The following is a 17,701-nucleotide window of genomic DNA, read 5'->3' on the forward strand; positions in this document are numbered from 1 at the left end:
GCATTCAAAAGTAGACCTCATGGTGCGCTTGTCGACCACGAGGGCGTGGCGGACTATTCCGCCGCCTGCTTATGCTCCGCCAGCTCGTCCATCGCGAAATCGTCCACCTTCACCACCCGGTTGGTGGCCTCATCCGCCGCCCGCATGATGCCGGCCTCGTTGCCATTCAGCACCCCAGCCGCCACCGCATCGTCGATCGCATCCCGATCCAGCCGCCGTTCGATCACACCCTTGCGCGCCGCCTTGACGAATTTGGCCTCGACATCCTCGGCCTCGGTCACCTTGAGGAACGCATCTTCCAGCACGCCCGTCACGTCATTGGGATCGAATGAGACATAGGTGCCCGTGGTCAGCCGGTCGCGGAAGGCGCCCGGCCGCAGCACCGCCCGCACGAAGCGATAGTTGATGCGGTCGCTGGCCGGCCTGGCATGCCGTCCCAGCGGAAAGCACAGCAGCCGCATGGCCCAAGCAAACAGCGGATTGGGGAAATTAGCGAACACCTCGCCGAAGGTCCGCTCCATCGAAGCCACTCGGTCGGCCATGATGGCGTCGACCAGTTCGCGATCCTCGGCAATACGGCCTTCATCCTCGAAGCGGCGCAGGGTCGCCGACATCATGTAGAGGTCGCCCAGGATATCGGCCATGCGGCCGGAAATTTTCTGCTTGCGCTTGAGCGCACCGCCCAGGAACACCGTGGTCCAGTCGGCCACCAGCGCAAAATCCTGGCTGTAGCGATGCAGCCGCCGATACCAGCGGGCCATCGGCCCCTGGCTCGGCGTCGAGGCAAAGGCGCCATTGCTGAGCCCATGCAGCAGGCTCGCCACGATATTGCGCAGCATGAATTTGGTATGTCCGCCGAAGGCGCTGTCGAACTGGTCGAGCCCCTGCTTCCTGTCCTTGTTCTGCGCGGCCTGCACTTCGCGCAGCAGGTATGGATGCGCCCGCAGCACGCCCTGTGCGAAGGTCATCAGCGTGCGGGTGAGGATATTGGCGCCCTCCACCGTGATGGCCACCGGCATGCTCATATAGGCGCCGAACAGGTAGTTGCCCGGCCCGTCCTGGATGGCGCGGCCGCCATGAATGTCGAAGGCATCGTCCATGCTGTCGCGCATGGCTTCGGTGGCGGTATATTTCAGCAGGCCCGCAATCACCGCCGGGCGCTGGCCCTCGTCGACCATCGACGCGGTCAGCCGCCGCGCCGCCTCGAACGTATAGGCGCGCTTGACCATTTCGCCGAGCGGTTCGGCCACGCCCTCCATGATGCCGACCGGAATACCGAACTGCCGCCGCACCCGCGCATAGGCCGAGGTAGCGCGCAGGGTCTGCTTGATCGAGATCGAACCGATCGCCGGCAGCGAAATGGCGCGTCCGGTGGACAGGCACTCCATCAGCATGCGCCAGCCCTGCCCGGCATATTCGGTGCCCCCGATCAGGAAATCCATCGGAATGAACACGTCCTTGCCGCGCACCGGGCCATTCATGAACGCCTGACGCGCCGGGAAATGCCGGCGGCCGATATCCATGCCGGGATGGTCATGCGGCACCAGCGCCAGCGTGATGCCGATCTCGGGTCCACGGCCCAACAGGTTATCCGGATCCTTGAGGATGAAGGCGAGCCCCACCAGCGTCGCAATCGGCGCCAGCGTGATATAGCGCTTGTCGAAGCTCAGCCGGACGCCCAGCGTTTCCTTGCCCTGCCACGTCCCCTTGGTGACGACGCCGATATCGCGCATGCCCCCGGCATCCGACCCCGAATGCACGCCCGTCAGGGCGAAGCAGGGCACTTCGAGCCCCTTGGCCAGCCGGCCGAGATACTTTTCCTTCTGTTCGTGCGTGCCGTATTTTTCCAGCAACTCGCCCGGCCCAAGCGAATTGGGCACCATCACCGTGATCCCCGCCGCCACCGAGCGGCTGGCGATCTTGGAAACGATCATCGACTGCGCCTGCGCGGAAAAGCCCCGCCCGCCATGTTCCTTGGCGATCAGCATGCCGAGGAACCCTTCGTCCTTGAGATACTGCCAGAGCTCGGGCGACAGGTCCGCGCGATTGTTGCGGATGTCCCAGTCGTCGATCATCTTGCAGGCGGTTTCGGTCTGGTTGTCGAGAAAGGCCTGCTCGTCTTCAGTCAGCGTCAGCGGCCTTATGCCATTGAGCTTGCTCCAGTCCGGACGGCCCGAAAACAGTTCGGCGTCCCAGCCGACGGTGCCGGCATCGAGCGCTTCCTGCTCGGTGCGGCTCACCTTGGGCAGGATGGATTTGACCGCGCCATAGATCGGCGTGATCAGCAGCGGCTTGCGGATGGCCGCGACGCTCAGCAGCAGGAACACCGCGCCGATGGCCAGCAGCACCCAGCTTCCTGCGCCCAGCCCATAGCTGATCCCGCCTGCCGGAAAATCGAGGCCCGCCAGCAGGCCGATGGCCACCAGGCCCACCCCCCATTGCCAGAGCGGGCTTTCCCGCACGGCCAGAACTGCGAAGACGACGAGGCTGATGGCGATAAGCGCAAAGGTCACGGCATGCCCTCCATGGCGTCGCTCGCACCACCAAGGGGCAAGCAACTCGATCCCCAGAACGTCAGGCCAGCCGCCGAATCGTTCGGCTGTCATTGGGTCTGCCGCGCCGGGATCATAGCGCGATGGCCCACTATTGTTGAGGCAGTCTAGCAAGGTTTACGTATACGTCAACCTAATGCCCATTACGTCGGCATTCCTTCCCCTCTCTCTTCGGGGGAGAGGTCGACCCGTCTTAGGGTCGGGTGAGGGGGCCTTCCCCACGCACCTAACCCAGTAAAGGCCCCTCACCCGCCGGCTTCGCCGCCGACCGAAGACCCTGCCCCGCACGTCAACGCAGCACCCCTCCACAAGTTCGGGCACCTGTTTGACGCTAACGTAAAGCCATGAAATATTCGTCACCCTAATCGGGCACCAGGCCCGCAAGCCGAAATCGGCACTCCGGAGGAAACCATGGCCACGACGACAGACACCGCCGCCCCGCCCCGCCCCTGGATCGCCAGCTATCCCGAAGGCATCGCCTGGGACGCGCCCATCGATATCCGCCCGGTGCATGAGCAGGTGCTGGCCGCCTGCGCCAAGAACCCTTCCGCCGTCGCCCTCGATTTCCTTGGGCACACCACCACCTTCGGCGACCTCGCCAAAAAGATCATCGCCTTTGCCGGCGCCCTGCAGCGCCAGTTCGGTGTCACCAAGGGCTCCCGCGTCGCGCTGATGCTGCCCAACACGCCCTTCTACCCCATCGCCTACTACGGCGTGCTGCGCGCCGGCGGCATCGTGGTCAATTGCAACCCGCTCTATACGGTGGCCGAACTCAGCCACATCACCTCCAATGCCGGCGCCGACGTCATGGTGACGCTCGACCTGCAGCAGATTTACGAAAAGGCCGAAAAGCTGGTCGAGGCCGGCCACATCAAGTCGCTGGTGGTCTGCCATTTCCCCGATGCACTGCCGCTGGTGAAGAAAATCCTGTTCTCCGTCGCCAAGCGCAAGGATCTGGCAAAACTCGGCGGCGCCCCCATTGCCGACCGCATCGCCCGCTTCCACGACATGATCGCGCGCAATGAAACGCCCGACGCCGTGGTCATCGATCCGGAAAAGGATATCGCCATCCAGCAATATACCGGCGGCACCACCGGCATTCCCAAGGGCGCCCTGCTGACCCATGCCAATATCGCGGCCAATATGAGCCAGATCGACAAGTGGGGCTGCGGCCTGTTCTACCCGCCCAGCAAGGTTATCGCCGTCCTGCCCTTCTTCCACATCTTCGCCATGACGGTCTGCATGAACGTGCCGCTCTGCAACGGCGCCCAGGTCGTCATGCTGCCGCGCTTCGAGCTCAAGGCCTTGCTCGACATCTTCGCCCGCACGCGCGCCAATGTGCTGCCCGCCGTGCCCACTCTGCTCAATGCCATTGCCCGCGCCGACAGCGTCACGCCCGAACAGCTGGCGAGCCTTGAAGTCGCCATTTCCGGCGGCGCCGCCCTGCCCGACGAAGTCCGCGCCGCTTTCGGCAAGAAGTCCAAGGCGATCCTGGCCGAAGGCTATGGCCTCACCGAAGCCTCCCCCGTCGTCTGCTGCGCCGCCCTGCGCGTCGCCAGCAAGCCCATGTCCATCGGCCTGCCCCTTCCCGGCACAGATATCCGCTTTGTCGATATCGACAGCGGCAAAGCCGTCGGCATTGGCGAAGACGGTGAATTGCAGGTCAAGGGGCCGCAGGTCATGGCCGGCTATTTCGGCAATGAGGAGGCCAGCCGCGACGCCTTCATGGACGGCTGGCTGCGCACCGGCGATGTCGGCCACATGGACGAGGACGGCTATGTCTTTCTCGTCGACCGCATCAAGGATCTCATCATCTGCTCGGGTTTCAACGTCTATCCGCGCACCATCGAGGAAGCGCTGATGACCCATGAGGCGGTCGAGGAAACCAACGTCATCGGCGTCCCCGACGAATATCGCGGCGAGGCCCCCGTCGCCTATGTCAAGCTCAAGCCCGGCCAGGCCGTCACCGAGGATGCGCTCCGGAAATTTCTGGCCACCCGCCTCAACAAGATCGAAATGCCCAAGGAAATTATCTTCAAGGACGCCCTCCCCAAGACCCTCATCGGCAAGCTCTCCAAGAAAGAGCTGCGCGAGGAATATGCCCAGACAAGAGCCAAGCAGTGAACCGTTCCGCCTCCGAAAGCCGCGACCTCTTCGCCATTGCCGATCTCGCCCGCGAGTTCGACATCTCGACCCGCGCCATCCGCTTCTACGAAGCCAAGGGCCTGCTGTCGCCCGAACGTGTCGGCGCCACCCGCATCTTTCGCCGCCGCGACCGTGCCCGGCTGATCCTCATCCTGCGCGGCAAGCGCCTCGGCTTCTCGCTGCGCGACATTTCCGACTATCTGAGCCTCTACGACGCCAACCGCAGCCAGCAGGTCCACCTGCTCACCGCCAAGGTCGACGAGAGACTGGCCTCCCTCGAAGCCCAGCTCCAGGATTTGCAGACGACGATCAGCGAACTGAAGGAAATCCGCAAACTGGCCGACGAGCGCCTGGACAAGGCGGGGTAGCATCCCGCCACGCCCTCGTGGTTCGAGGCGCTGAAGAAGCGCACCTCACCATGAGGGCTGATGATGCATCGAGTTCCCCAGTAGCCCTCATGGTGAGGTGCGAGCCCCTTGCGAGCCTCGAACCACGAGGGCGTGGCAGGATGCTATTTCCGCCCCTTCCCACCCGTCATGAAATCCGGCTTCTTCGGCTTCACCCACCCCTTGGGCGGCTGCCGCACCGGCACCTGCGTCCCCAGCCCCATCGCCCCCGGCGGCGGCTGGCTGACCGTCACCGTATCGGGATCGCCAGGTTGCACCGGCGCCTCCCCCTTGAGCCGCGCCATCTCGTTGCGCAGAGCCGTAGCCTTCTCGAAGTCCATCGCCTCCGCCGCCGCCTGCATCTGCTTGTTCAGTTCGACAAGCCGAAGATTTATCGATCGCGATGACATTGCACTCTCTCCCACCACCGGGCTCACCCTCCCCCTTGCGGGGAGGGCAGCGACGCTAGGCCCGAATGGGCCGTAGCAAAGCTGGGTGGGGGTGCGAGAGCTCCGATATCCGGGCCAAACACCCCCCACCCTTGATCCCTCCCCGCAAGGGGGAGGGTGTCGACTTCATCTTCTGCGCCGCACGCACTACCCGATAAACACCATCATATCCTCCAGCGTCGCCGCCTCGCTCGCCGGCTTGTCCCACCTTATCCGGCTGATCCGCGGAAACCGCAGCGCCACCCCGGACTTGTGCCGCGTACTCTCCTGCGCCGAGTCGAACGCCACCTCGAACACCAGTTCCTTCCTCACCTCGCGCACCGGCCCGAAGGACTGCACCGTATTGGCCCTGATCCACTTGTCGAGCAGCTTCAATTCCTCATCGGTAAAGCCGAAATACGCCTTTCCAACCGGCACGATCTCGTTCCCCCTCCACACGCCAAACGTGTAGTCCGAATAGAACGAACTCCGCTTGCCATGCCCGCGCTGCGCATACATCAGCACCGCATCCACCACATTGGGATCGCGTTTCCATTTGAACCAGTAGCCCTTGGGCCGCCCCGGCACATAAGGCGATGATCGCAGCTTGATCATCACCCCCTCGTGCCCATGCTCATCCGCCCCCTGCCGCCTTTGCCGCGCCAGGTCGTCCCAATCCGCAAACGGCAGCACCGCCGACAGATCGAGGCGCGATTGCGGATTACCCGCAAACCAGGCCTCCAGCCGCGCCCTTCGTTCGGTCCAACCCAGCGCCCGGATATCCTCCCGCCCATCGAACAGCATGTCATAGACCCGGATAAAGGCAGGGCTTTCCTTGAGATGCTTGGCGCTTGCCACCTTCTTGTTCAGCCGCTGCTGCAGGTCGTTGAAGCTACCCGCCTCGAAATCCCTTCCCACCAGCAATTCGCCATCCAGCACGCCAAGCCCATGCACATTCTCGACAATATCGGGAAACGCCGCCGCGATATCGTCGCCCGTGCGGGAAAACAGCGACACCGTGCCCCCACCCAGCACCAGTTGCACCCGTATGCCGTCCCACTTCCACTCCGCCGAAAAATCCTTCGGCGCGAACCGGCCGAGGTCCTTCTCCTCGTCGATCGGGTTCGACAGCATCAGCGGATGAAACCGCGCCGACTGGTCGACATCCGGCCGCCCCGCCTTCCCATCCAGCCAGGCAAACAGATCGAGATAGGGCACGCGCAAGCCGTGCCACACCTCCTCGATCTCCTGCACATCCACCCCGCTCATCTCCGCCAAAGCCGTCTTGGCCAGCCGCGCCGAAACCCCGATCCGCAACGCCCCCGTCGCCAGCTTCACCAGCGCCCAGCGCTCATTGATCCCCGCCTGCGTCAGTAGGCCCGCGATCAGCTTCGGCAGCTCGCTCTTGCTGGTCGTATTGAACAGCTCGATCAATTCCGTCAGCGACGGCAGGTCGTCACCACCACCATGATGCGGCCAGATCAGCGCAATCGTCTCACCCAGATCCCCGACATAGTCATAACTCATGGCGAACAGCGTCGGATCGACTTCGGCCAGCACCGTCTCCTTGAGCAAAGCTGGCTTCACATTGCGAAAGCTCAGCGCCCCCGTGAGAACCGCCAGCGCATAGCCACGGTCCGGGTCCGGCACCTCACGGAAATACTGCGTCAGCGCGTTGAGTTTGCGCGTCCGCGACGGCGTCAGCGCCAGCAGTTCCAGCAATTGGGCAAAGCGCTTCATTCGCTCTCCCCCTCCCCGCCATCATCCTCGAATCCCTGGATGTTGAGCGGCTCGGCCTGCAATCCCTGCGTCCGGCACCAATAGACCAGCGCATCCTCCCGCCCATGCGTCACCCACACGGTCTCGGCGCGCGTATCATGGATGGTCTGCTGCAATTCGCCCCAGTCGCAATGGTCCGAAATCACCAGCGGCAATTCCACCAACGCCTGTCGCGCGCGTTGCTTGACGCTCATCCAGCCCGACGCCTGGCAGGTCACCGGATCGGGAAAGCGCCGGCTCCAGCGGTCGCGGATCGCCGAAGGCGGCGCAATCACGATCTGTCCCGCTAGTTCCGCCTTGGGCACATCCAGCGCCGGCCGCAAATCCCCCAGCGGAACACCCAGTTCCTCATACAGCGCACACAGCCGCAGCATCGCCCCATGCAGGTAAATCGGCGCATCCCATCCCGCATCGCGCAACAGTGCGATCACCCTTTGCGCCTTGCCCAGCGCATAGCACCCGACCAGATGGCTCCGCTCCTTCTGGTCCGCCACCGATTTCAGCAGCCGCCCGATTTCCACGCTGGGATGCGGATGCTGAAACACCGGCAGGCCAAACGTCGCCTCCGTCACCAGCAGGTCGCATTCCACCAGCTCATAGGGCTGAGCCGTGCGGTCGGCGAGCCGCTTATAGTCGCCCGTCACGACCACCCTCTGCCCGCCTTGCTCCACCAGCACCTGCGCCGACCCCAGAATATGCCCGGCCGGGTAAAACGTGATGGTCACATCCTCGATCCGATACGGCACCCCGAAATCCAGCGCCTCGAAACTGCCGGCGCAATCCTCGCCATAGCGCACCTTCATGATGGCAATCGTATCCGGCGTCGCCAGCACCGCCCCATGCCCACTCCGCGCGTGGTCCGCATGCCCATGCGTAACAATCGCCCGCTCCCGCGGCACCGAGGGGTCGATATAGGCGTCGATCGCCCTGATATGCAGGTTCCGGTCAAGGATAGGACTGGCCATGGCACTTCCTAACGCAAATTGCTCGGTACGGGTTCACACCGAAGCTACAGTCGTCACCCCATGCTTCGATCTGACAGGTCGGCAATTCCGAACCGGCACAATCTGCCTGCTGGCACTGCCAGCCCTTGTCAGCAGCGGCCAAACCTAGCAATTCCGCCACCCCGACAATGGCATAAAACTTGAATGACTTCCGGCACCTATCCTGCCGAGGCAACCATGTCCTTTTCCGTTTCCGCCAATATGCGGTCCTTCCCGCTGAGCAACCTGCTCGGCACCAAGGATAGTGCCCCGCTCCAGCCCAAAACCGCCGAGGAAGAATTCCTCGAAATCGCCCAGAAGTCCCCGCTGGAACGCCTGCGCGACAAGATCCTCGAAGACATGAAAATGAGCGAAGCGGACGTCGCCGGCATGACCCCTGAAGACCGCCAGGTCGTCGAAGACGAAATCAAGCGCCGCATGATGGAAGCCCTGCAGGCGTCGGCCGATACCGGCAAGGTGGTGGACAAGGCGGCTTAGTCGCCGAACACGCACCATCATTATCTGGTGCGCCCTCTCCCCCCGTCATCACCCGGCTTGTCCGGGTGATCCATCACTGCGCCCCAAGCAGCCACGAACTGATGTCGTTCCACTCCGGATTGACGGCCTCGATCAGGTTGATCTTCCACTGGCGGGGATATTTCTTGATTGCCTTCTCACGCCGAATGGCATCCACAACCAGATCATGCTCTTCCAGCCATACCAGCGTCTTGACGCCATAACGCGACGTGAAGCCCGGCGTCATTTCATGCTGGTGCTCGAACCAGCGACGGGAAGGGTCCGACGTGACGCCCGTGTAGAGCGTCCCATTCTTCTTCGAGGCGAGGATGTAGACATAACCCTTCATGCCTCGAGCATGCCGCAAGATGGATCACCGGGACAAGCCCGGTGATGACGGTGGTTGGGGTATCACGCTAAATTCTCCACCCCGTCATTGCCCGGCTGGTCCGGGCAATCCATCCTTCAGCCGCTCACATAACCTTGCTCACCTCAAGCAGCCCCGGCCGCTTCTCGTTCGCCGCCGTGATCGCCGCTTCCCCACCCAGCACCACGACATGCCCATGCCGCGCCACGGCATCCACCGCCTCGGCCATGCGCCGGAAATCCGCAACACTGGTGCCTAGTATCTCATCCCGCCGCTGCTGCCGGATCGCATCGGTCGTCCCGGTCAACTGCCGCCACATCGAAGAATAGCCCTTGGCATCGGAGAATTCATACCCATCCACATCCCCGATCACCCCGATGATCGAGCGCGTCAGGTCATTCTCGCCAATCCCGGCCTTGAGCGCCTTGCTCGCCCCGTCATAGGCGTCCAGCGTCTTCAGCAGGTTCGGATCGCGATAGCTCAGGAACGAAAAGTTCCCCGATGTCAGGTCGAACCGGCTCGACCCGCCATAGGCCCCGCCCTGCACCCGCACCTTGTCCCAGAGATAGGTCGTGTTAAGGAACTTCAGCACGACCGCCGACGCGCCGGTCATTTCGAAGCCGAGCGCCCGCAGATTGGCCCCCTTGCCCACATAATTGACCTGCGCCGGAATGATCAGCCCCTCCGACTTCGGCGTATAGTCGATGGCCCAGTCAGCAAAGGCAAAATCCCCACTGGGCAGCCGCCCGAGGAAGCTCTCGATCTCGCCTTTGGCCCGGCTCCATAGTGCCCCGTCGGCCGTCACATTGACCACCATGCGACCGCGATTGAACAGCGTGTCGCGAATGCGTACCAGCGCCGCTTCGACACTGCCCCAATCGCTGTCGATTCGTTTCACCAGCTCGCGCAGGAAATTGAGATAGCTCACCCCGCCCAGTTGCTCGGCAATCCAGCTCGCCTCGGTCAGCCCGGCATTGAGCCGCGTATTGACGATGGCATTGCCGGCAGGCACCAGCCGCGCCTCGAAGCCGGCTTTTTCCTCCAGCGCCATCTGCTTGAACCGCGCCTTGTTATCCAGCCGCGCATCGAGCAGCACATCGCCCATGATGGCGAGCATTTCTTCATGCTTGTCCGGCACCGCCTTGCCCGACAGGAAAAACCACGCCGCGCTGCCATCGCTGCCCTGCCGCGACGACAGGCCCCGATGCTGCGCAATGCCGCCGGTCGAGCGTCCGATGCGCTGCGTCAGCGACACGAAATCTTCCTTGCTCGTGCCCGTCTGCAGCAGCGCCCGCCCGAATAGCGGCAGATAGGGCAAAAGCGCCTTGTCCAGCACATGCAGGTCAAAGCCCAGGTCGAGATAGACGATTCCCAGCGTCGGCAGGTCGTGATAAAACAGCCGCGCCTCGCCCAGATGCCCTGTCTCGATCGGCACCGTGCGCGATTCCCGCGGCAAATCCTCCAAACCAAGCGTCGGAATCTTCGCCAGCAGCGCCGGATCGTCCACCTCTTCCTGCAACGCCCTGAGCCGCTCCGTCTCGGCGACAGTGGCTTGCAGCGCCGTCTCATCCAGCCGGGCCCGCACCCCAGCCAGAATCTCGGCCTCCTTCGCCGCCTCCCGCGCGCCCTGCTCCGGGTCGGCGCTCAGCGTCACCGTGGTCCTGTGCATATTGTCGAGAAACAGCCGGCGGATTTCGCCGGCGAAATGCCCCTTGCCAGCCTTGTCCTTCAGCGCCGCCAGCGCGTCCTCGAACTTGAGCTGCCCCAGCGGATCGCCCTCATGCAGCCACGTCCCCAGCGCGTTGAACATATAGACCATGCCGCGCGGATAGGAGCCGGTATTGTTCTCGCGCAGCGAAAACTCGAATGTATTGGCCGCCGCCTCAAGCTGCTCGGCCGCAAAGCCCTTTTGCGCGATCTCCTCCAGCGTCGACAGGATCAGCGCCTCGATCCTTGCACCATCAGCGGGGTCGATCCCCTTCATGCCAAAGCTCGCCATCGGCTGCCGCAATCCGGCGCCGATGCCACCCCCCGTCATGCCCTCGCCCAGCCCGCTCTCGGTCAGCGCCTTGCGCAAAGGCGCCGCCGGATTGCCCGCCAGCAGATAGCTCAGCATGCCATGGCTCAGCGCCTCGGTGCGGTCCTCGGGCGGGTCGATCATCCAGTTGACCGATACCATCCCGTCCCGCGCCTTGCCCCCATCCTTGGTCCCGGCATAAGTCGCCACCACCGACCGCGGCGCATTGAAGCGCGGCTGCAGCTTCACCTCGGCATCGACAGGTGCCCGCTCGAACTGCGAAAAATATTCATCCAGGATCGCCAGGCGCTGCCCCGCATCGTCATCGCCGGAGAAGAACGCCCGCGTATTGGACGGATGATAGAAGGTCTGGTGAAAGCGCTTGAACTGCGCGTAGCTCAGCTCGGGAATGGCCTTGGGATCGCCCCCCGAACTCTTGCCATAGGTCACATCGGGATAAAGCGAGCGCTGCGAAATATCGCGCATCACCGCATCGGGCGATGAAAACACGCCCTTCATCTCATTGAACACCACGCCCTTGTAGACCAGCGGACTCGCGCTATCCTCCAGTTCGTAATGCCACCCCTCCTGCCGGAACGTGTCCTCCGAAATCAGCGGAAAGAACACCGCGTCCAGATACACATCGACGAGGTTATAAAAGTCCTTGAGGTTCTGGCTGGCCACCGGATAGGCCGTCTTGTCCGGGAAGGTCATGGCATTGAGGAATGTATTCAGGCTCCCCTTGATCAGCTCCACGAACGGCTTCTTGACCGGATATTTCCGGCTTCCGCACAGCACAGAATGCTCAAGAATATGTGCAACCCCGGTCGAATCCTCGGGCGGCGTCTTGAAGGTGATGCCGAACACCTTGTTCTCGTCGTCATTGACCAGGCTCAGCACCTCCGCCCCGGTCTTGATATGCCGAAAGAGCAGCGCCTGGCTGTTCACCTCCGCGATATGCTCGTCGCGGACCAGTTCGAATGCGGGGTGGGACATGGAAATTCTCGGAAGGGTTCTTGTTGTTGGGCAACAACGTAGGGACGTGAAGCACGATCCGCTAGGGGCGTCACGACCTCGTGGTTCGAGGCGCCGAAAAGGCGCACCTCACCATGAGGGCTACTGCGACCGCCGCGTGTTTTGAGACCTCATGGTGAGGTGCGAGCCCTTCGCGAGCCTCGAACCACGAGGGCGGGCTCGCTAAACCCCGCCCCTGATCTCCGGCTTCACCTCGCGTTCATACCATTCCCCCAGCTGCCCCATCAGCGCCGGGAACAGGCTCTTCTGTTCGCTCGCCGCGACATTGTCCGCCAGTTGGCCGGGCTTGCTCACCCCCGCGATGACCGTGCTCACCTGCGGATGATCGAGAATCCACCGCAGCGCAAACTGGCTCATCGGCAGGGCCTCGGGCGCCAGCCCGCGCAATTCGGCGACCAGCTCCACCCCGCGCTCGAAGCGGATGCCCGAAAACGTCTCGCCCACCGAAAAAGCCTCGCCATCGGCATTGTAATTGCGGTGGTCGCTGGCATCGAACCGCGTCGTCTTGTCGAATTTGCCGCTCAGCAATCCGCTGGCCAGCGGCAGCCGCACGATGATGCCGACATTGCGCTCCGCCGCTTTCGGCAGCAATTCCCTGGCCGCATCCTGCCGGAACAGGTTGAAGATGATCTGCAGCGTGGCACACCCCTCCTGCTCCAGGCAGATCAGACCTTCCTCGATTGTCTCGACGCTGGCGCCCCAGTGCCGCACCAGCCCCTCGGCCTTCAGCTGATCCATCCAGCCGAAAATCCGCCCCTCGCGCAGAACCTCGGTCGGCACGCAATGTAGTTGCGCCAGATCGAGGCTGGCCACGCCCAGCCGCTCCGCCGATCCCTTGAGGCTCGCCCGAATGCCCTCCAGCGAATAATTGTCGGGAAACAGCCCGCCGCCGCGCCCCAGCTTGGTCGCCACATGCACGCCGGGCCCCTTGCCATGCCCGCCGATGCGGCTTTCGCTCAGCCCGCCGCCATAGACGTCGGCGGTGTCCCAGAACGTCACGCCCGCGTCGTTCGCCGCATCGAGAATGGCCCCGGCCGTCTCGTCGCCCACCGGCCCGAAATCGCCACCAAGCTGCCAGCAGCCCAGCCCGATTTCGCTGACCTCATAGCCCGTCTTGCCCAGCGTCCGTGTCTTCATTGCCTTTGTCCTCGCTTGTCGACGCCGAGCCCCCGGCCAGCGCCACCACATTGTCGCCTGCCCCGATGACGCTGCGCCTATGGGTAATGGCCAGGATCGTCACCCGATCCACCAGCCGGCGCAGCTCACCCATGATTTCGCCTTCGGTCCGCTCATCGAGCGCCGAACTGGCTTCGTCGAAGAACAACACCTTGGGCCGTCCGTAAAGGGCCCGTGCGATGGAAATGCGCTGCCTTTCCCCGCCCGAAAGCTTGAGCCCCCGCTCGCCCACCGTGGTCGCGAAGCCGTCCGGCAGGGCCTCGATGAAGTCCAGGATCGAGGCCTGCGCCGCCGCCTCGCGCAGCCGCACCGGGTCATGTATCCGCCCCAGCACGATATTGGCCTCGATGCTGTCATTGAGCAGCATCACGTCCTGCGGCACCACGCCGACCTGGCTGTACCAGCTCTCCCGGTCGAGCCCCGCCAGGTCCACCCCATCCACCGTGATCCGCCCTTCGGTCGGCTCCAGCGATTTCAGCGCCAGCTTGAACAGTGTCGATTTGCCCGAGCCGGTATTGCCGGTGATAAAGGTGATGACCCCCGGCGCCGCGGCAAAACTGACATCGCGCAAAGTCTGCCGCTCGCCGAAGCGAAAGCCCACTCCCTCGAATACCAGCCGCCCCTCGCCGTCGGCCAGCGCGGCGCCGCCCTGCGCCGCCCGGTCGTCCGGCACATTCCACATCCTGGCGAAAGGGGTGAACCGCACCACCGAACGCATCACGTCGTCGATGGCAATGCCGATCATCTCGAAGGGCTGGTTGAGCTGGATCAGCATCAGGTTGATGAGCACGATGTCGCCCACGCTGAGCTGTCCCGCCTCGAACCGCGGCAGCAGCAGCACGAAGGTCACCGCCAGCTGGGTGCCCAGGGCCGCCCCGAACACGCCCGCCAGCAGGATGCGCCGCCTGGCCCAGCCATGCCAGGAGCGCCGCGACAGGTCGGCCTTTTCGGCGAAGCGCCGGCTGATCCAGCGGTCACCGTTGAAATAGCGCAGGGTCTCCATGGCGTTGACGGCATTGCCCACGAAGCGCGCATTGTCCTGGTTGGCCTCGATCGCCCGGTCAAGCAATTGCCGGGTCCAGCGATTGGCAATGTAAGTGAGCGTGACAAAGACCACGCCATAGATTCCCACGATGGCGACAATCTCGAGATTGATCACCGCACCCAGTAGCGCAATGGCCAGCGCGATCTGGGTGGCGCCGGGAATGAAGACGATGATCGCCAGTTGCAGGATGATGGCGACGGCCGTCTGCCCCTCGCCGCGCGCCGACTGGATTTCCACCGGATTGTGCTCGATGAAGAAGCTGCCCGGCTTGCGCAGCAGCGCCGCGAAAAAGCTCGTCGCCGCGACAAAATTGAGATTCTCCGCCGCCATGGTGGAGAGGAAATTCACCGAATAGCCCAGCACCTGCCCCAGCCCGCGCATCACCGCATAGCCCACGAACATCCAGGCAAGGCCCGTCGGCAGGTCGCTCACCCCCAGCACATCGACCAGGCGCGAAAAGACATAGGGCGTCGCTATGCCGACAACCGAGGAACCCAGCACCACCACCGCGATGCCCGCCAGCATCCACCTGGCCTCGGCCAGGAACCGGCCAAAGATCGACTTGAGCGCCGGCAAGGCACTCGTCCAGTCCGGCTTGCTCATTGGGCATCCTGGGGGGGCGACGGGCGGACAAACTGACCGCACAGGCCGACATGGTCAACCCTGGATAGCCCGCCCAGTGGCGTGGAAGCGCACCAGAATGCCGGGCTTTCCCACCCTCCCCCTTGAGGGGAGGGTAGCGCAGCTCGGGCTGCAAGCCCGTAGCGAAGCTAGGGAGGGGGTGTCGAAGTATCCGCAAGCGTTGCGTCCATGGCAGCCTCAACACCCCTCGATCCCCCTCAAGGGGGAGGGAGGCGAAAGAACCGAGACCTCCGATGCCTGTCAGTGAACACTTTCACAAAGTCAGGCAGCATATCGGCCGGCGCGCTACTCGAAATAATCCGGGTGATCGCTGATCGTCTGCGTCAGCAGCAGCTCGGCCCGCGCCAGATGCGCCCGCATCGCCGCCTCGGCCCCGGTGACATCGCCTGCGCCCACCGCCGCGGCAATCGCCTTGTGCTCGCCAATGGCCACCTGCGACGATGACACGCCCAGTGTCAGGTAGCGCACCCGGTCGAGCTGCATCTTGTGGTCGTCGATCAGCTGCCACGCATATTCCACCCCCGCAAGCCGCGCCAGCGTGCGGTGAAACAGCTCATCCAGCGTGTGGAAGCGCCGGCTGTCATCGGCGCTCGAGGCGGCCTCCTGCTCGGCAATCAGCTCGCCCAGCACCGCCTTGGCCTCGCCCGGATGGCTGGCGACGCGGCGGATAATCTCCACCTCGATGCTCTCGCGGATGAAGCGGCTCTGCCGCACCCCCTCGGGCGAGATTTTCTTGACCACCGTGGCCCGCTTGGGCCGGATCAGCAGCAGCCCCTGCTGCGCCAGCCGGATGAAAGCCTCGCGCACCGGCTGGCGCGATACGCCATAGCGGCCGGCAATATCGCTCTCGGAAATCACGTCGCCGGGTTTCAGCGCCATGGTCACGATATCGTCGCGCAGCGCGCCGACGACGCGCAGCGCCATGGTTTCCTCACTCGCCTCGAGCACGCTGGCCACTTCCCTGATTCCTCTCCCCGACCAGAGCCGGATATCGCCCACAACGCTCCCCCCAATAGCAGGCTTCCACAGGATTCTCTTTACCTCTCCCTTCGGGGTCGGCGCACAGCGCCGGGTGAGGGGGCCTTCCCTTTCGACCACCCAGCCTCCCTACAGGTCTATCCCCGCCTCCTTCAGCATCGCATCCACAAACACCCGCTCCCCATTCCGCGCGATCGACTGGTTCGCCGCGATCCCTGTCAAAATCGACCATGCCCCCGACACCTGGTCCGAAGCGCGGCCATATTTGTCCGCCTCCATCCCCTCGGGATCGAACAGATAGCCCAGCATGATCGGGTCGGCGCCGCCATGGCTGCCCTTGCCCTGCCACACATCGAGCTTCTGCGGCAGCCCGCCCGCCAGGTGCAGTTCGGTGGTCACCGCCTCCACTTCCTCGGCGCCGCCGCGTTCGCGATGGCCGCCGGCAAACACGCCATGCACCTCGATATGGCGATGCGTCAGCTCGCCCTTGGTGCCGTGGAATTTCACCTCCAGCCCTTCCCAGGGCGAATAGGCCACCAGCGTATAGTTCAGCGACGTCCCCGACGCATATTGCGCCTGCACCTGCATCGTATCCTCGATGGTGATGTCGGCCGCGAACACGCATTTGTCGCGCCAGTAGCCGTCATCCTCCTCGGCATCGAGGTAGAGTTCCTTCAGCGGCTCGTCCGCTTCCAGGTCCATGTAGAAATCGCATTTGCTGGCCACCGGGCAGGTGTGGCAGCGCTCCGAATGGCCTTCCAGCCCCAGCTTCACCGCCATGTCCGGCGTGTAGAAATCCCGCTTGCCGGTAGCACTCACGCTTTTCGGCGTCGAGGCGGCCCACCAGTTGAGCAGGTCGAAATGGTGCGTCGATTTATGCACCAGCAGCCCGCCCGATTTATCCTTGTAGCGGTGCCAGCGGCGGAAATAGTCGGCCCCATGCACCCGGTCGAGATACCAGCGGAAATCGATCGCGGTAATGTCCCCGATCGTCCCGTTCATCAGGATTTCCTTGAGCTGCGTCCGCGCCGGCGAATAGCGGTAGTTGAAGGTCACCGTCACCTTCTTGCCGGTTTCGCGCTGCGCATCCATGATGCGCTTGAGCTTGTTGACGTCGATCGTCATCGGCTTTTCGGTCATGACATTGCGGCCGGCCCGCAGCGCCCGCACGATATACTCGTCATGCAGATAATCCGGCGTGGTGACGATCACCGTGTCCGGATCCTGCTCAGCCAGCATCTTGTCGAAATCTTCAGCCAGATAGGTGGCAATGCCGTTGCCGCCTTTGTCGGGCACCTTGTTGGCGCTGAGCGCCAGCCGGCTCTGGTTCACGTCGCACAGCCCCACCAGTTCAGCGCTTTCGGCATGGGTGATGGCGACCGCGTCGCGGAACATCTGGTGACGCCCGCCGGTCCCGACAATGGCGAATTTCTTGGTCATGATAGGATGGGGTCTTGCTGCTGAAAGAGGGCCGAACCGGCCGGTTACATCTTCCATACAAGATTGATCATATCACAGCAGGTGTCAATCGCCTCTTCATCGCCGGCTCTCCCCCGCGTGTTCATTTCGAACGTCACGCTATCGGCTCCTGCCCACCCTCCCCTCTGAGGGGAGGGTAGCGACGCCTGGCCTGCAGGGCCTTGGCAAAGCTG

13 protein-coding genes are annotated in these 17,701 nt (G+C 63.6%); 3 read left to right on the forward strand and 10 right to left on the reverse strand.

What is annotated here, in order from left to right:
* Nucleotides 1-53: 53 nt before the first annotated feature.
* Complete coding sequence (locus tag ASD80_RS17505; protein ID WP_056235804.1) at nucleotides 54-2,513, reverse strand: acyl-CoA dehydrogenase; 2,460 nt, start codon at nucleotides 2,511-2,513, stop codon at nucleotides 54-56.
* A gap of 450 nt (nucleotides 2,514-2,963) precedes the next feature.
* On the opposite strand from ASD80_RS17505, the gene ASD80_RS17510 reads away from it, so the two are divergent.
* Together ASD80_RS17510 and ASD80_RS17515 are read left to right on the forward strand one after the other, a co-directional pair.
* Entirely contained in the window at nucleotides 2,964-4,676 is a 1,713-nt protein-coding gene (locus tag ASD80_RS17510; protein ID WP_082555401.1) for a long-chain-fatty-acid--CoA ligase, read from the forward strand.
* Nucleotides 4,673-5,065 carry a MerR family DNA-binding protein gene (locus ASD80_RS17515; protein WP_056235807.1) on the forward strand — a complete coding sequence of 131 codons (393 nt, stop codon included), beginning with the start codon at nucleotides 4,673-4,675 and terminating at the stop codon, nucleotides 5,063-5,065. The genes ASD80_RS17510 and ASD80_RS17515 overlap by 4 nt, the downstream gene beginning before the upstream one ends.
* Nucleotides 5,066-5,208: 143 nt before the next feature.
* Here the strand turns inward: ASD80_RS17515 and ASD80_RS17520 are convergent, their stop codons facing one another.
* The 3 genes from ASD80_RS17520 to ASD80_RS17530 form a co-directional block, all read right to left on the reverse strand.
* Nucleotides 5,209-5,493, reverse strand: a complete 285-nt coding sequence (locus ASD80_RS17520) for a UvrB/UvrC motif-containing protein (protein ID WP_082555402.1) — start codon at nucleotides 5,491-5,493, stop codon at nucleotides 5,209-5,211.
* 186 nt (nucleotides 5,494-5,679) lie between these two features.
* Entirely contained in the window at nucleotides 5,680-7,251 is a 1,572-nt protein-coding gene (locus tag ASD80_RS17525) for a cisplatin damage response ATP-dependent DNA ligase (RefSeq protein WP_056235811.1), read from the reverse strand.
* Nucleotides 7,248-8,255, reverse strand: a complete 1,008-nt coding sequence (locus tag ASD80_RS17530; RefSeq protein ID WP_056235813.1) for a ligase-associated DNA damage response exonuclease — start codon at nucleotides 8,253-8,255, stop codon at nucleotides 7,248-7,250. Before ASD80_RS17530 ends, ASD80_RS17525 begins: the two co-directional genes overlap by 4 nt.
* Nucleotides 8,256-8,471: 216 nt before the next feature.
* On the opposite strand from ASD80_RS17530, the gene ASD80_RS17535 reads away from it, so the two are divergent.
* Nucleotides 8,472-8,771 (forward strand): hypothetical protein, encoded by a 300-nt coding sequence (locus ASD80_RS17535; RefSeq protein ID WP_156460535.1) that lies wholly within the window; start codon nucleotides 8,472-8,474, stop codon nucleotides 8,769-8,771.
* 73 nt (nucleotides 8,772-8,844) lie between these two features.
* Here the strand turns inward: ASD80_RS17535 and ASD80_RS17540 are convergent, their stop codons facing one another.
* From ASD80_RS17540 to ASD80_RS17565, 6 genes are all read right to left on the reverse strand, one after another.
* A complete protein-coding gene (locus tag ASD80_RS17540) occupies nucleotides 8,845-9,138 on the reverse strand; it encodes a GIY-YIG nuclease family protein (protein WP_056235821.1) in 294 nt (97 codons plus the stop codon).
* A 124-nt stretch (nucleotides 9,139-9,262) separates the two neighbouring features.
* A complete protein-coding gene (locus tag ASD80_RS17545) occupies nucleotides 9,263-12,169 on the reverse strand; it encodes an insulinase family protein (protein ID WP_156460536.1) in 2,907 nt (968 codons plus the stop codon).
* Between the two features lie 201 nt (nucleotides 12,170-12,370).
* Nucleotides 12,371-13,345, reverse strand: a complete 975-nt coding sequence (locus tag ASD80_RS17550) for an aldo/keto reductase (protein WP_056235828.1) — start codon at nucleotides 13,343-13,345, stop codon at nucleotides 12,371-12,373.
* Entirely contained in the window at nucleotides 13,311-15,032 is a 1,722-nt protein-coding gene (locus ASD80_RS17555) for an ABC transporter ATP-binding protein (RefSeq protein ID WP_082555403.1), read from the reverse strand. Before ASD80_RS17555 ends, ASD80_RS17550 begins: the two co-directional genes overlap by 35 nt.
* Before the next feature lie 324 nt (nucleotides 15,033-15,356).
* Entirely contained in the window at nucleotides 15,357-16,028 is a 672-nt protein-coding gene (locus tag ASD80_RS17560; protein WP_056235832.1) for a GntR family transcriptional regulator, read from the reverse strand.
* Between the two features lie 150 nt (nucleotides 16,029-16,178).
* Entirely contained in the window at nucleotides 16,179-17,489 is a 1,311-nt protein-coding gene (locus tag ASD80_RS17565; RefSeq protein WP_082555404.1) for a Gfo/Idh/MocA family protein, read from the reverse strand.
* Nucleotides 17,490-17,701 lie beyond the last annotated feature (212 nt).

The organism is Devosia sp. Root635 (assembly GCF_001427605.1).
In the GTDB taxonomy this organism is placed as follows: Bacteria; Pseudomonadota; Alphaproteobacteria; order Rhizobiales; family Devosiaceae; genus Devosia.

Coding starts and splice junctions, on each gene's coding strand:
- ASD80_RS17520 (WP_082555402.1), bottom strand. CDS start 5,493: ATGTCATCGCGATCGATAAATCTTCGGCTTGTCGAACTGAACAAGCAG.
- ASD80_RS17525 (WP_056235811.1), bottom strand. CDS start 7,251: ATGAAGCGCTTTGCCCAATTGCTGGAACTGCTGGCGCTGACGCCGTCG.
- ASD80_RS17550 (WP_056235828.1), bottom strand. CDS start 13,345: ATGAAGACACGGACGCTGGGCAAGACGGGCTATGAGGTCAGCGAAATC.
- ASD80_RS17530 (WP_056235813.1), bottom strand. CDS start 8,255: ATGGCCAGTCCTATCCTTGACCGGAACCTGCATATCAGGGCGATCGAC.
- ASD80_RS17540 (WP_056235821.1), bottom strand. CDS start 9,138: ATGAAGGGTTATGTCTACATCCTCGCCTCGAAGAAGAATGGGACGCTC.
- ASD80_RS17565 (WP_082555404.1), bottom strand. CDS start 17,489: ATGACCAAGAAATTCGCCATTGTCGGGACCGGCGGGCGTCACCAGATG.
- ASD80_RS17555 (WP_082555403.1), bottom strand. CDS start 15,032: ATGAGCAAGCCGGACTGGACGAGTGCCTTGCCGGCGCTCAAGTCGATC.
- ASD80_RS17545 (WP_156460536.1), bottom strand. CDS start 12,169: ATGTCCCACCCCGCATTCGAACTGGTCCGCGACGAGCATATCGCGGAG.
- ASD80_RS17535 (WP_156460535.1), top strand. CDS start 8,472: ATGTCCTTTTCCGTTTCCGCCAATATGCGGTCCTTCCCGCTGAGCAAC.
- ASD80_RS17510 (WP_082555401.1), top strand. CDS start 2,964: ATGGCCACGACGACAGACACCGCCGCCCCGCCCCGCCCCTGGATCGCC.